Genomic DNA, 13,781 nt, shown 5'->3' with positions numbered 1-13,781 from the left:
CTCGACGCCATGCAAGGTTTGGCTCTCACCCTCCTGTGGTTGGCCGCCGCGTCCCCGGGCGTGGCGGCGTCCAGCCCGGACAATTCTCCCCAAGTCGCCGCCGAGGTGAGAGCCGGCCCCGACGGTCGCGGCGAGGTGCGGGCCACAATCGATATCGCCGCACCGCCCGAACACGTCTGGAAGGTGATCCTCGACTGCTCGCGGGCGCGCCGGATGACGCCAAGCGTCAAGCGCTGCATCGTGCTCGAGCGTTCGCCCGACGGACGTATGGAAACTCGTGAACATCAGATCAAACGCGGCCTGTTCTCGCCCCTGCTGCGCTCAATCTCGCGGCTTGAGCTGGACCCGGTGCGGCGCATCGCCTTCCGCTGCATCGACGGCGACATCAAGGATTGCGAGGGCCGCTGGCTGCTGACGCCGCTGAACCAGGGCGCAGGCACGCGGGTGATCTACGAGAACCGGGCCAGCGCGCCGTTCGGCCTGCCGTCGGAGTTCGCCGCCGCCGCCATGCGCCGCGACGTGCCCGCCGCCCTGCTGGCCCTGAAACGCGAATGCCTGGAGACCCGCCCGTGACGCTCGCTCCTCCACCCGAACCGCTGTGGCTGTTCGACGGGGTGTGCAACTTCTGTTCGGGTTCGGTGCAGACGGTGCTGGCCATCGACCGCAAGGGGATCGTCTGGTTCACGCCGATCCAGTCGGACTATGGCCGCCAACTGGCCCTGGCCCACGGGCTCGATCCGGACGATCCGGCCAGCTTCCTGCTGATCGACGGCGGCCGGGCGCTGGAGAAGAGCGCCGCGGTGCTGGCGCTGCTGAGGCGGCTGGGCGCGCCCTGGTCGTGGCTGGCGGTCATCGGCGTGCTGCCGGAGACCTGGCGCGACGCGGTTTATGACTGGATCGCCGCCAACCGCTACCGGCTGATGGGCAAGAAGGCGACCTGCATGGTTCCAACGCCGGCGCAGCGGGCCCGCTTCGTGCTGGAGCCACCCGCCGCATGAGCCCTTCGATGAAGCGCGTGGTGCTGGTCGGCGCCACCGGCGTGTTCGGCGCGCGGCTGGCGCGGATGCTGGCCAGGCGGCCCGACGTCGAGCTGGTGCTGGCCGCCCGGCGGCTTGCCCCGCTGGAGGCCTTGCAGGCCGAGCTGGCCAGAAGCCGCTCGCCGGCCAGGATCTCGGTCGCGGTCGTCGATCGCGACCGGCCGACGGCGCTGGCGGCTCTCGCGCCCTTCGTCGTGGTCGATGCGGCCGGGCCGTTCCAGGGCCAGGACGCGACCTTTCCCTCCGCCGCGCTGGCGGCCGGCGCGCATTTCGTCGACCTGGCCGACGCCCGCGACTTCGTCGCCGCCTTTTCCGAACGCCTGGCGGTTCCGGTCAAGGCGGCCCGGCGCTGGGCGATCACCGGCGCCAGCTCGACCCCCGCCCTGACCTGCGCCGCCGTCGACCGGCTGACCGAAGGCTGGACGCGGATCGACCGAATCGACGCGGCGATCTCGCCCGGGGCGCGGGCGCCGCGCGGCCTGTCGGTGGTGCAGGCCATCCTGCGCTGGGCCGGCGGGCCGGTGGCGGTGTTCATCGATGGCGAGCAGACCGTGCGACCCGGCTGGAGCGCCCCGCGCCGCGTGGCCTTTCCAGGCCTGGGACAGCGCTGGATCAGCCTGGCCGAGACGCCCGACCTCGACCAGCTGAAGCATCGCTACGCCCCGACGCGGGACGCCCTGTTCGGGGCGGGGCTGGAGCTGGCCCCGTTGCATCTGGGCCTGTGGGCGCTGAGCCTGCTGCGCCGCTGGCGGCTGCTGCCGACGCTGGAGCCGCTGGCGGTGCTGCTGAACGCCGGCGCCGGCCTGGCGGCGCCGCTGGGCTCTGACCGGGGCGGCATGACCGTGCGGGTCGAGGGTCTGGATGGCGCCGGCGCCCCGGTCGCGGCCCGTTGGAGCCTGTGGGCCGAGGACGGCGCAGGACCCAACGTGCCGGCCGCCCCGGCGGCGGCCATGGTCGCTGCGCTGCTGGACGACGCCCTGGGACCGCCGAGGGCCGGCGCCTGCGTGGGCCTCGCTCCGCTGGAGGCCCTGCTGGCGCCGCTGGCCGGCCTGCCGATCCGGACGCGGATCGACCGCGCCGCCCCGGTCGCGCCCGGCCTTTTCCCCCGCGTGCTGGGGTCGGCCTTCGACGCCCTGCCGCCGGTGGTGCGGCACGCCCACGGGGGCGAGCAAACCCTGACGTCGCAGGGCGGCGCCCGGGCCCGCGGCGGACGCGGGCCGGCGGCGCTGGCCAGGCGACTGCAGGGCCTGCCCGCGCCCGGACTGCACGCCCTGGAGGTGAGCATCGTCCCGCAGGCCGGCGGCGAGACCTGGGCCCGGCGGTTCGGCGCGCGGACCTTCCGCTCGAAGATCATGGCGGCGCCCGACGATCCGTTCGCCTTCGAGGAGACGGTCGGCCCGCTGACCTTCCGCTTCCACGCCGCCCCTTATCCGAGCGGCTTTTCCTGGATCTTCGAAAGCTGGCGCCTGGGGCCGCTGCCCCTGCCCGCCGCCTGGGGGCCGCGCGTGCGGGCCCGGACCTTCGCGCGCGGCGGGACCTACCGCTTCCGGGTTCTGGTCGCCCATCCCTGGCTGGGCGTGATCTTCGGCTATGCGGGACGCCTGAAAGGCTGAGCCCGCCTCAGCCTTTGCGCAGGCGGGCGTTGATGGCCGGGCGGCAAACCGACAGGGCCAGGATCAGCGGGGCCAGCATCACCGCCAGGATGTAGCGCTGCCAGTTATCGGCCCGCTTGATGAAGTAGCGCGACAGGCCCACGCCCTTGTGGAACTCGACCTTCACCGGGTGCTCGAGGCTGGTGTGGCCCAGGTGGACGACGCGGGCGTCGGGATGGAACAGCACCTGGCCGCCGGCCTGGCGAGCGCGCCAGCACAGGTCGACGTCCTCGACGTGCAGGAAATAGCCCTCGTCGAAGCCGGACAGGGCGTCGAAGTCGCGCCGCCGCAAAGCAAAGCAGGCGCCCGAGATGGTCGGCACCGGGGTCGGGGCGGACGGCAGAGGCTCGTGCTCGCGGTGGATCTCGAAACCGGCGAAGCGCTTCACCTTGCGGCTCAGCTGCGACAGGCTCATCAGGGTGGTGACCGGGGTTACCTCGCCGCGCCGCGCGCCGCGCTGCTCGGTGCCGTCGATGTTCATGATGCGGGCGCCCATCACCGTCGGCGTGGGCTGGTCGCGGAAGGCCGTGACAATGGCCGGCACGCAATCGGGCTGCAGGTTGGCGTCCGGATTGATGAAGACCAGATATTCGCCCTGGGCGATCGAGGCGCCCAGGTTGGCGCCCTTGGCGAAGCCGACATTGCCGTGGCCCTGCAGCAGCTGCACGCGAGGCTCGGTCAGGCCCAGCGCCCGCAGCATCTCGGCTTCGGACGGGGGCGAGCCGTTATCGACGATGACGAACTCGTCGACCATCGGCTCGGCCAGCACGTGGCGGATGCTGTCGACCAGCGCTTCTCCCGTCCGATAGACGACCATCACCACCGAAACCAAGGGCTTGGCGGGGCGTGCGCCTGCGGCGAAGACCGTAAAGGACGGGAGAATGCTGTTCATCAGACCTGCGCGGCTTCTTGCGCGGCTTCCGGCGCCCTGGCGCGCGCCAGGTCGGGCGGCGTGGCTTCCTGGCCGAGCACCGAAAGCGCCTCGTCGAGCGACAGGATCTGCTGACCCTCGCCGCCGAGGCGACGCAGGGCCAGATGGCCCGTCTCAGCTTCCTTACGCCCCACCACTGCGATCACCGGCACCTTGGCGAGGCTGTGCTCGCGAATCTTGTAGTTGATCTTCTCGTTACGCAAATCGACTTCCGCGCGCAATCCAAGCGCCGTCAACCGCTCAACGGCAGCCAGCGCATATTCGTCGGCGTCGGACGTGATCGTGGCCACGACCACCTGGGTCGGCGCCAACCAAAGCGGCAGGTGGCCCGCGTAGTTTTCCAAAAGAATTCCGATGAACCGCTCGAACGACCCCAGGATCGCGCGATGCAGCATCACCGGCCGCTTCTTGGATCCGTCTTCGGCAACGTACTCGGCGTCCAAACGTTCCGGCAGCACGAAATCAAGCTGCAGCGTGCCGCATTGCCAGACGCGGCCAATGGCGTCCTTCAGCGAAAACTCCAGCTTCGGGCCGTAGAACGCGCCCTCGCCGGGCTGGTCGACCAGGCGCTCGCCGGCGGCCTCAGCGGCCGTGGCCAGGGCGTGCTCGGCCTTGTCCCAGACCTCGTCCGTGCCGGCGCGCAGCTCCGGGCGCGTGGAGAACTTCACGTCCGCCAGTTCCATGCCCAGGTCGTTATAGACGCTGCGCAACAGTTCGATGAAGCGGGCGGATTCCTCCGTGACCTGCTCTTCGCGGCAGAAGATGTGGGCGTCGTCCTGCGTGAAGGCCCGCACCCGCATGATGCCGTGCATGGCGCCCGACGGCTCGTAGCGGTGGCAGGCGCCGAACTCGGCCATGCGCAGCGGCAGTTCGCGGTAGGACTTCTGGCCGACGTTGAAGATCTGGATGTGGCCGGGGCAGTTCATCGGCTTGACGGCCAGGACCTCGCCCTCGGCGCTTTCGCACATGAACATGGCGTGGCCGAACTTCTCGGCGTGGCCCGACTTCTCCCACAGGCTCTTGTCGAGGATCTGCGGCGTCTTCACTTCCTTGTAGCCGGCCGCGTCGAGACGGCGGCGCATATAGGCCTCCAGCTCGAGGTACAGCGCCCAGCCCTTGGGGTGCCAGAACACCATGCCCTTGCCCTCTTCCTGGATGTGGAAGAGGTCCATCGTCTTGCCGAGCTTGCGGTGATCGCGCTTCTCCGCCTCCTCGACGCGCTTCAGATAGGCGTCGAGATCGGCTTCCGAGGCCCAGCTCGTGCCGTAGATGCGCTGCAGCTGGGCGTTGTTCTGGTCACCGCGCCAGTAGGCGCCGGCCAGCTTCGTCAGCTTGAAGGCCTTGCCGACATGCTTGGTCGACGGCAGGTGGGGGCCGCGGCAGAGGTCTTTCCAATTGCCCTGGCGATAGACCGTGATCGTGTCCGTGCCCGGCAGGTCACGGATGATCTGGGCCTTATATTGCTCGCCGATCTCGTCGAAATGCTTGATGGCCTCGTCGCGGTCCCAGACCTCGCGCGTGATCTTCTCGTCGCGGTCGACGATCTCCTTCATGCGCTTTTCGATCGTCGCCAGGTCATCCAGGCTGAACGGCTCGTCGCGGGCGAAGTCGTAATAGAAGCCGTCCTCGACGTTCGGGCCGATCGTCACCTGCGTGCCGGGGAACAGCTCCTGCACGGCCTCGGCCAGCACGTGGGCCGTGTCGTGGCGGATCGTCTCCAGGGCTTCGGGCGCGTCGCGCGTCAGGATCTCGAACTTGCGCTCGCCGGCCAGCAGGTCGGGCGTCAGGGCGCGGTCGAGGTCGAGCACCTGGCCGTCCAGCTTGATCAGCAGGGCCTTCTTCTCCAGCGACTTGGAGATGGCGGCCGCCACGTCGCGACCCGTCGCGCCGTCGGGGTACTGACGGGAGGAGCCGTCGGGGAAAACCAGATCGATCATTCTTCACACATCCATTTACGCGGCTGGCGCGGCGGCGGCGGGTCGTATCCCCAGCCGCCGAACGGATTGCATCGGCAGATCCGTCGCAACGCCAGCCAGGACCCCTTGGCGGGTCCGTGATCCTTGAGCGCCTGGGCCGCATATTCCGAACAGGTCGGCAGGAAGCGGCACTGGCGCCCGATGAGAGGCGAGAGCGTCAACTTGTAGGCGCGCAGGCCCAGGTCGACAGTGCGGTCATAAAAGCTCATGCCGGCGCTTTGCGAACGGAGTCGGGGACTTATCGCACCCGCGAAAAGCTCCGATCAAGCGGCGCCGGCGCTGCTAGTTCGCGTTTGGGCGGCGGCTGTGGCCTTCCGGACAGCCTCGACCGTGGCCTCGAACGCCAGAAGCGTCGAAGCGTGACGGGCGGGATAGTCCTTGACCGGCTCCAGCACGGCGAGCTCCGCGAACCGGCCCGCAGGAGGCGAACCGTTCGCCTTCAGCATAGCGGCCAGGGCGTCGCGGGCCAACTCAAGTTCGGAAAGATCCGCGCCGATCACGTTGCCCCCCAGCACCGCGGCGCTGGCTTGGCCCAGCGCGCAGGCCGAAACCTCCTGGGCGAAGTCGGCGACCTTGCCGTCCTCGACCACGACATCGACGAGGATGCGGCTGCCGCACAGCTTGGCCGTCTTCTCGGCGCTGGCGTCAGGCGCAGGCAGGCGGCCCGCCCGCGGCAGGTTGGCCACGAGCGTCAGGATCCTGGCGCTGTATAGATCGTCGATCATCCGGCTTCAGATGGGGCGGCCGAGCGCTCGCGCCAGAGGGCCTCGGCCCGGTCGCGCACCGCCTCGCCCATGGCCGTGAACGCCGCCCGCAGCGCCTTGCGCTCGTCCTTGCCGATCCACTTGACCAGCAGGCCCATGAACAGCTCGCCGTTCGAGAAGGTGGCGTTGGTGTCGCCCATGTTCTCGACCTCGATGTAGCGGATGGCGGTGACGAACCCGCCCAGGCGTTGCGAGCGCCAGTGCAGTTGCTCATAGGGCACCCAGTCCTGGACGATCGGCTGGATCACCTTGACCGGACGATCGCCGATCGCCTCTTCCAGGGTCAGGGCCGTGCCGATCTTCAGCTGGCCGGCCGCCTTGACGTAGAGCGGGTTCCACTCGTGCCAGCGGTCGAAGTCGGACACGACTTCCCAGACGATCTCGGCGGGGGCCTGGACCCCGATACGGTGCTCGACGGCGCGTTTCATGGCCGCGATCTAGCACATCCAGGGGGTGGAGCTACAGGTGTGAACCGCGTGGAGTCTCTTGCCGCTTTATCCTCCTTCCCCTTCTCCCGTCATTCCCGCCCTTGTGGCGGGAACCCCTGGTTCCGCTTTCACGTGAGGCGCCAGCGACGTGCTCGGCACGTCGCCCCATCCGACCTTCGGCTGATAGAGGGTTTCCCGCCACAAGGGCGGGAATGACGGGATTAGAAGGATGGGCCCAGCATCGACGTCAGACGCCCGCTTCCCGCTGATAGACCGGCAAGTCCAGCGACGGCGGGGCGAGGCCTGCCTGGCTCAGCAGGTCGTGGGCCTGGCCGCGATGGTGGGTCTGGTGGTTGAAGAGGTGGGCCAGGGTCTTCCACAGCGGGCCGACCACCTCGACGCCGTCGGCCATGCGCGTCCAGCGGAACTCCGCCGCGCAGGCCGCGTCGGTGAGGCCGGCGACATGGGCGATCAGGGCCGCGTCCTCGGCGTCGCGGGCCGCGCGCAGTTCGGCGAGGTCGGTGAACAGTACGGCGTCGAGGCCATAGGGCGGCAGGGGCGTTGCGGAAAGGCGCGCCGTCCAGATGCGGTCGGTGACCAACAGGTGGTTCAGCGTCCCGGCGATCGAGCCGAAGAAACCGCCGCGCGGCGCGGTGAAGCCGCCTTCGGGCAGGGCTTCACAGGCAGCATGCAGGCGCTGGTTGGCCCAGGCGTTGTAGCCGGCCATCAGGATGAAGTAGTCGCGCATCAGGTCGGCTCCGGACGCGGGCGGGTTGCGGGCCGCCCGGTTCGCAGATGGCTCAGCTTGGTGGGAGGTGCAAGGGCAGCTTGGAAGGCGGTGCAAGGTAAGTGCTACCCTATACGCCCGTCATTCCCGCCCTTGTGGCGGGAACCTCTCTATCAGCCGCAGGTGAGAATGAGGCGGCGTGCTCAGCACGCCGCTTGCAATGCCATTGCGAGCGGAACCAGGGGTTCCCGCCACAAGGGCGGGAATGACGGGAAGAAATAGAGAGCGAGATTAGACCGCCACCTCGAACGCCGCCTCGGTCTTGGCCTTGACCTCGTCGGCCGTGACGCCCGGCGCCAGCTCGATCAGCCTCATCGGGGTCTTGCCGCGGTTGATCTCGAAAACGCCCAGTTCGGTGATCAGCAGGTCGACGACGCCGGCGCCGGTCAGCGGCAGCGAGCAGGCCTTCAGCAGCTTGGGGGCGCCCGACTTCTCGCAGTGGTCCATGACCACGACCACGCGCTTGACCCCGGCCACCAGGTCCATGGCCCCGCCCATGCCCTTGACCATCTTGCCGGGCACCATCCAGTTGGCCAGGTCGCCCGTCTCGGACACCTGCATGCCGCCCAGGATCGACAGGGCGATGTGGCCGCCGCGGATCATGGCGAAGCTGTCGGCCGACGAGAAATAGGAGCTGGAATCCAGCTCGGTGATCGTCTGCTTGCCGGCGTTGATGAGGTCGGCGTCTTCCTCGCCCTCATAGGGGAAGGGGCCCATGCCCAGCATGCCGTTCTCGCTCTGCAGCGTCACGTGCATGCCCTCGGGGATGTAGTTGGCCACCAGGGTCGGGATGCCGATGCCGAGGTTCACATAGAAGCCGTCGCGCAGCTCCTTGGCGGCGCGGGCCGCCATCTCGTCGCGGGTCCAGGCCATTACGCTTGTTCCTTCTGGCGCGTGGTGACCCGTTCGATACGCTTCTCGAACTTCGCGCCCTTGATGATGCGGTCGACGAAGATGCCGGGGGTGTGGATGTTGTCCTTGTCGAGCGCGCCGGTCGCTACCAGTTCTTCGACCTCGACGACGGTGGCCTTGCCGGCCGTGGCCATCATCGGATTGAAGTTGCGGGCGGTCTTTCGGTAGACGAGGTTGCCCTCGGCGTCGGCCTTCCAGGCCTTGACGATCGACAGGTCGGCGGTGAGCCCGCGCTCCATCACGTACATCTCGCCGTCGAACTCGCGGGTCTCCTTGCCCTCGGCCACCAGCGTGCCGTAGCCGGTGCGCGTGAAGAAGGCGGGGATGCCCGCGCCGCCGGCGCGAATGCGCTCGGCCAGGGTGCCCTGGGGGTTGAACTCCAATTGAAGCTCCCCACTCAAGTATAGCTGTTCGAACAGCTTGTTCTCGCCCACATAGGACGAGACCATCTTCTTGATCTGACGGTTCTCCAGCAGGATGCCCAGGCCGAACCCGTCGACCCCGCAGTTGTTGGAGATGACCGTGAGGTCCTTGACCCCCGTTTCGCGGATCGCCGCGATCAGGTTTTCGGGAATGCCGCAAAGGCCGAAGCCCCCGGCCATGATGGTCATGCCGTCGAACAGCAGACCCGCCAACGCTTCCGCGGCGTCTGACTTCACCTTGTCGACCATGGTTCCTCCCGGAGCGACGTTCGCCGACTGCTCTGAAGCGCCGGCTGGAGAAATTCAAGCCTTGATGAATAAATTTTCCCGCCACGCGACTTCGATCGGTGAGCGCGCGTGACGAGCGAGCCTAGCACCGCGATCGTGACGCCCGCCACCGCCGGCGCCCTGTTGACCCTGGCGCACCCGGCGCTTGAACGCTCGCGCGCCAATCGCGCCCTGGCCAAGGCGGCCAAGGCCCTTTCCGGCGTCACCTTCCACGACCTGTACGAGACCTATCCGGACTTCGCGATCGACATCGAGGCCGAGCAGCAGAAGCTGGTCGAGCACGACATCATCGCCCTGCAGTTCCCGCTGTTCTGGTATTCGCCGCCGGCCCTGATGAAGGAGTGGCTGGATCTCGTCTGGCTGCACGGCTTCGCCTACGGCCTGGGCGGCGACGCCCTCGCGGGCAAGCGCCTGTTCGTGTCCTGCACCACCGGCGGCCCGGCCCAGGCCTATCACGTCAAGGGCTACAACCGCTTCACCCTGGACGAATTCCTGCGCCCGCTGGAACAGACCGCCTATCTGTGCGGCATGGTCTGGGAGACGCCGTTCGTGGTGCACGGGGCGGCGATGAAGGACGACGAGCAGCTGAAGGCCGAGGCCCTGCGCTACCAGGCGCGGTTGTCGGCCCTGCTGACCGCCGACCACGCCGCGGAAGGAGCGTAAAGCATGGAGCCGTTCCTCAAGCAGGCCCTGGTCTATCTGGGCGCCGCGGTGATCTCGGTGCCGATCGCCAAGCGCCTGGGCCTCGGCTCGGTGCTGGGCTACCTGATCGCCGGCGTGCTGATCGGTCCCGCCATGCTGTCGCTGGTCGGCGAGCAGGGCGACATCATGCGCTTCGCCGAGTTCGGCGTGGTCATCCTGCTGTTCCTGATCGGGCTGGAGGTGCGTCCCTCCACCCTGTGGGAGATGCGCAAGACCATCTTCGGCCTGGGCGGCGCCCAGGTGGTGGGCACGGCCCTGGCCGTGGCCGTGGCCGGCTACCTGCTGGGCCTGCCCTGGCAGACGGCCCTGGCCGTGGGGCTGGTCCTGGCCATGTCGTCGACCGCCATCGTGCTGCAGACCCTCGACGAGAAGGGCCTGCGCCAGGGTCCCGTGGGCCGCGCCGCCTTCGGGGTGCTGCTGCTGCAGGACCTGGCGGTGATCCCGATGTTCGCCCTGCTGCCGCTGCTGGCGACGGTCGCGCCCGAGGCCCACGCGGCCGAGGCCGGCGGCCATGGCGCCAGCCTGATCTCGCACCTGCCGGCCTGGGCCCAGGGCCTGGCCGTGCTGGGCGCGGTGGGCGCCGTGGTCGGCGGCGGCCGCTTCGTCGTGCGGCCGATCTTCCGCTTCATCGCCGAGGCCCGCCTGCGCGAGATCTTCACCGCCGCGGCCCTGCTGATCGTCGTCGGCGTGGCCGGGCTGATGCAGTCGGTCGGCCTGTCGCCCGCCCTCGGGGCCTTCCTGGCCGGGGTGGTGCTGGCCGAGAGCGAGTTCCGCCGCGAGCTCGAGACCGACATCGAGCCGTTCCGCGGCCTGCTTCTGGGCCTGTTCTTCATCACCGTCGGGGCCGGCATCGACCTGATGCTGATCGCCCGCCAGCCCCTGACCCTGATCGGCCTGGTTCTGGGCCTGATGGTGCTGAAGTTCCTGGTCATGTTCGGCATCGCCCGCCTGGCCGGCGCGCCCGGACGCGGGGCGGCGGCCGTGGCCACGGCCCTGGCCCAGGGCGGCGAGTTCGCCTTCGTGCTGCTGACCTTCACCGTCGGAGCCGGCGTCATCGGCGCGGATCTCGCGGCCTTGCTGACCGCCGCCGTCGCCGTCTCCATGGCCCTGACGCCGGTGGCCATGATCCTCTACGAGCGCATCGCCGAGCTGATCAACGCCTCGATCCCCGATGTCGAGCCGGAGGCCCCCAATTTCGACGAGGGCGAGCCGGACATCATCATCGCGGGCTTCGGTCGCTTCGGTCAGATCACCGGCCGCCTGCTGCAGGCCAACGGCTTCAAGTCGACGGTTCTGGACAGCGACATCGAGCAGATCGAGCTGCTGCGTCGCTTCGGCCGTCGGGTGCACTATGGCGACGCCACGCGCCTGGACCTGCTGCGCGCCGCCGGCGCCGAGCAGGCCCGGATGCTGATCGTCGCCCTCGACGACCGCGACAAGACCACCGAGCTGGTGGAGACCGCCCGCAAGGCCTTCCCCAACCTGATCATCCTGGCCCGCGCCTGGGACCGCCGCCACGCCTACGACCTGCTGTCGAACGGCGCCGACGCGGTCGAGCGCGAGACCTTCGAGGCGGCCCTGTCGCTGGGGTCGACGGCTTTGCAGAAGCTGGGCTTCCGGGCCCACAAGGCTTTCCGCGCCACGGCCTTCTTCCGTCGCCACGACCGCAAGACCTTCGAGGATCTCAAGCCGATGTGGGGCCAGGAAGAGGCCTATATCCTGGCCTCGCGCGACGCGGCCCAGACCATGGACCGGCTGCTGGCCGCCGACCTGGCGCGCATGCGTCCGGGCGAACTGGGCGGGGCTTGGGACACGGCGACCCGCGACGAGGAGCTGCGCAAGCTGGCCCAGCGCCGCGGGGACGTGGAGCCCGTCGACGCCGACGGCTGGACGGGAGCGCCTCCGCAGGGCTAAGGCAGGAGGAAGGTCGTCAATAACAACGGGAAACAAGCGGCATGTATCTGGAGTGCTATCCCACCGAGAGCCGGCCGCCGGAGATCGTGCCTGGGCGTCCGCAGCGGGCCTGGATGGACCACTTCGCCGACCGCCATCCCTATCGCTGCCTGCCGCTGACCATGGCCAACACCACCGGCTGGGAGATTCTGTGCCCGGTCGGGTTCGAGGCCACCTGGAACGGCGGCGTCCACCAGAACGACATCACCTTCCGCTCGGACCACCCGCACCCGGGCTTCGACGACTTCGTGAAGTCCCACTTCTCGCGCGGGACGATCACCTTTCACACCGGCTACCTGTTCCGCACCCCGCCGGACTGGCTGATCTGGACCATGGGCCCGCCCAACCACATCAAGGACGGCATCCAGCCCCTGGCCGGCCTGGTCGAGACCGACTGGCTGCCCTTCCCCTTCACGATGAACTGGATCTTCACCCGCCCCGGCACGGTGAAGTTCGCCAAGGGCGAGCCGTTCTGCTTCATCACCATGATCCAGGACAAGCCGCTGGAAAACGTGCAGCCGGTGATCCGGCACATGAATTCCAACCCCGACATCCGCAAGCAGTACGACGTCTGGGCCGAGAAGCGCGGCGAGTTCAACGCCCGCATCGCCGCCCGCGACCCGGCCGCCACCAAGGAGGCCTGGCAGCGCTTCTACTTCAAGGGCGAGCTGCCCGAGGAAATCGAGGCGCCTGCCCCCAAGGGTCACGTCAACAAGCGTCGCCTGAAGGCGCCGAAGATCGGGTTCTGATCATCCACCCGAGATTGCGTCAATACGTGACGCAACCTTAGCACATTCGCGCCATCAATCCGCCGGATGCGGCGGGCGATCCTTCGGTCAAGCTTCATGACCGGAGGGGAACGATCATGCGTTGGATGGGCGTGCTGGGCGTCGGCCTGGCGATGGCGGGCGGCGTCGCTCAGGCCGAGGATGTCTGCGCGAAGGCCGCGCCGGCGTTGCCGGGCTTCATCTGCGTCGCCACCGCCCACGGCGCGGCGCTCGCGCCGGATCCCGCGCGCGCCGACGAGCTGGCGCGCTACGCCTCGGCGGGCGAGCAGCGCTTCCAGGCCCGCTTCGCCCGCCCGGCGACGCCCTATATCGTCTACGAGACCGCCGACCTAGCCCAGACGCGCCAGGCCAACGCCGCCCTGCTGAAGCTCGGCTACGACCGTGTTCTGGCCTGGCCGACCAAGCAGACGCAGAAGGACAGCCTCGGCAAGGCCCTGCAGCAGCAGGTCGAGCAGATGCAGGCCCAGGGCAAGCCCCAGGCCTTCATCGACCAGGTCGTGCAGCGACGCCAGGCAGCCATGGACGCCAGCATCGACCAGCGCGAGGCGTCGGTGGTGCCGCATGAGCTGGCGCACCAGTGGTACGTCGAGTCCGGCTGGCCCGGCGTGCGCGGCGACGTCGGCGGCCACTACGGCGGCCCCGGTCCGGACTGGATGGACGAGCTCTCGGCCATCGTCGCCGAGAGCGACGCCAACGCCGACGCCCGCCGCGGCCAGTTCAGGGACCTCTATCTGGCCGCCCAGCCGCAGACATCCGGCGCGCTCACCCAGGCGGACCTGCTCGACCTGTCCGGCTTCCTCGACCAGGTCCATCCCGCCCACGCGCGCGACCTGGCGGCGGGCGCGCCGCCGCCGAAGCCGGGCGTCACCGTGAGGGTCGAGACCTCGCAGGGCGGTCCCGTCAGCCCCATCAATCTGTTCTACGTGAAGGACAGGATGTTCGCCGACTTCCTGATGGCCCGGACGGGCGATCCGGCGGTCTTCGGCTCGATCCTCGACGCCTTCAAACGCGGCCAGACCTTCGATGACTGGCTGCGCGTCGACGGCGCCGAGAAGGGGCTGGCTCCGGACCGACAGGGCCTCGAGCGTCAATGGCGCGACTGGCTCAAGGAGAAGCTCGGCGAGTCGAAGGTGGCCTGACC

Annotated in this window: 15 protein-coding genes; 7 read left to right on the top strand and 8 right to left on the bottom strand. The window is 69.0% G+C overall.

Annotated features, from left to right (window positions below; translation table 11 throughout):
* Positions 1-39 precede the first annotated feature (39 nt).
* From I4Q42_RS22290 to I4Q42_RS22280, 3 genes are read left to right on the top strand one after another with little or no spacing between them, the layout of a single operon-like run.
* On the top strand, positions 40-573 hold the full coding sequence (locus tag I4Q42_RS22290; protein WP_232793351.1) for an SRPBCC family protein: 534 nt from the start codon (positions 40-42) through the stop codon (positions 571-573).
* A complete protein-coding gene (locus tag I4Q42_RS22285; RefSeq protein WP_332873134.1) occupies positions 570-998 on the top strand; it encodes a thiol-disulfide oxidoreductase DCC family protein in 429 nt (142 codons plus the stop codon). Before I4Q42_RS22290 ends, I4Q42_RS22285 begins: the two co-directional genes overlap by 4 nt.
* Positions 995-2,650 carry a DUF4166 domain-containing protein gene (locus I4Q42_RS22280; protein WP_198578293.1) on the top strand — a complete coding sequence of 552 codons (1,656 nt, stop codon included), beginning with the start codon at positions 995-997 and terminating at the stop codon, positions 2,648-2,650. Before I4Q42_RS22285 ends, I4Q42_RS22280 begins: the two co-directional genes overlap by 4 nt.
* Positions 2,651-2,657: 7 nt before the next feature.
* On the opposite strand, the gene I4Q42_RS22275 is transcribed toward I4Q42_RS22280, so the two are convergent.
* From I4Q42_RS22275 to I4Q42_RS22240, 8 genes are all read right to left on the bottom strand, one after another.
* Entirely contained in the window at positions 2,658-3,581 is a 924-nt protein-coding gene (locus I4Q42_RS22275; protein WP_198578292.1) for a glycosyltransferase family 2 protein, read from the bottom strand.
* Positions 3,581-5,557, bottom strand: a complete 1,977-nt coding sequence (gene thrS, locus I4Q42_RS22270) for a threonine--tRNA ligase (RefSeq protein ID WP_198578291.1) — start codon at positions 5,555-5,557, stop codon at positions 3,581-3,583. The genes I4Q42_RS22275 and thrS overlap by 1 nt, the downstream gene beginning before the upstream one ends.
* The gene (gene yidD, locus I4Q42_RS22265) at positions 5,554-5,805 is read right to left on the bottom strand and encodes a membrane protein insertion efficiency factor YidD (protein WP_198578290.1); all 252 of its coding nucleotides are present in this window, start codon (positions 5,803-5,805) and stop codon (positions 5,554-5,556) included. Before yidD ends, thrS begins: the two co-directional genes overlap by 4 nt.
* Positions 5,806-5,859: 54 nt before the next feature.
* Positions 5,860-6,321, bottom strand: coding sequence for an iron-sulfur cluster assembly scaffold protein (locus tag I4Q42_RS22260; RefSeq protein WP_198578289.1), 462 nt, complete (start codon positions 6,319-6,321; stop codon positions 5,860-5,862).
* Positions 6,318-6,788 carry an SRPBCC family protein gene (locus tag I4Q42_RS22255; protein WP_198578288.1) on the bottom strand — a complete coding sequence of 157 codons (471 nt, stop codon included), beginning with the start codon at positions 6,786-6,788 and terminating at the stop codon, positions 6,318-6,320. The genes I4Q42_RS22260 and I4Q42_RS22255 overlap by 4 nt, the downstream gene beginning before the upstream one ends.
* A gap of 247 nt (positions 6,789-7,035) precedes the next feature.
* Entirely contained in the window at positions 7,036-7,536 is a 501-nt protein-coding gene (locus I4Q42_RS22250) for a DinB family protein (protein WP_198578287.1), read from the bottom strand.
* Between the two features lie 270 nt (positions 7,537-7,806).
* Positions 7,807-8,448, bottom strand: a complete 642-nt coding sequence (locus tag I4Q42_RS22245) for a 3-oxoacid CoA-transferase subunit B (RefSeq protein WP_198578286.1) — start codon at positions 8,446-8,448, stop codon at positions 7,807-7,809.
* Complete coding sequence (locus I4Q42_RS22240) at positions 8,448-9,158, bottom strand: CoA transferase subunit A (protein WP_198578285.1); 711 nt, start codon at positions 9,156-9,158, stop codon at positions 8,448-8,450. The genes I4Q42_RS22245 and I4Q42_RS22240 overlap by 1 nt, the downstream gene beginning before the upstream one ends.
* Positions 9,159-9,266: 108 nt before the next feature.
* Here I4Q42_RS22240 and kefF point away from each other — a divergent pair, with 108 nt between their 5' ends.
* From kefF to I4Q42_RS22220, 4 genes are all read left to right on the top strand, one after another.
* Positions 9,267-9,860: a glutathione-regulated potassium-efflux system oxidoreductase KefF gene (gene kefF / locus I4Q42_RS22235; RefSeq protein ID WP_198578284.1), complete on the top strand. Its 594-nt coding sequence runs from the start codon at positions 9,267-9,269 to the stop codon at positions 9,858-9,860.
* Positions 9,861-9,863: 3 nt separating this feature from the next.
* Complete coding sequence (locus I4Q42_RS22230) at positions 9,864-11,813, top strand: monovalent cation:proton antiporter-2 (CPA2) family protein (protein ID WP_198578283.1); 1,950 nt, start codon at positions 9,864-9,866, stop codon at positions 11,811-11,813.
* A 41-nt stretch (positions 11,814-11,854) separates the two neighbouring features.
* On the top strand, positions 11,855-12,601 hold the full coding sequence (locus I4Q42_RS22225) for a DUF6065 family protein (protein ID WP_198578282.1): 747 nt from the start codon (positions 11,855-11,857) through the stop codon (positions 12,599-12,601).
* A 116-nt stretch (positions 12,602-12,717) separates the two neighbouring features.
* Positions 12,718-13,779 (top strand): hypothetical protein, encoded by a 1,062-nt coding sequence (locus I4Q42_RS22220; RefSeq protein ID WP_198578281.1) that lies wholly within the window; start codon positions 12,718-12,720, stop codon positions 13,777-13,779.
* Positions 13,780-13,781: the final 2 nt, after the last annotated feature.

This window comes from Caulobacter hibisci (genome assembly GCF_016135805.1).
Taxonomy (GTDB): domain Bacteria; phylum Pseudomonadota; class Alphaproteobacteria; order Caulobacterales; family Caulobacteraceae; genus Caulobacter; species Caulobacter hibisci.
This window is presented reverse-complemented; position numbering and strand designations above follow the sequence as displayed.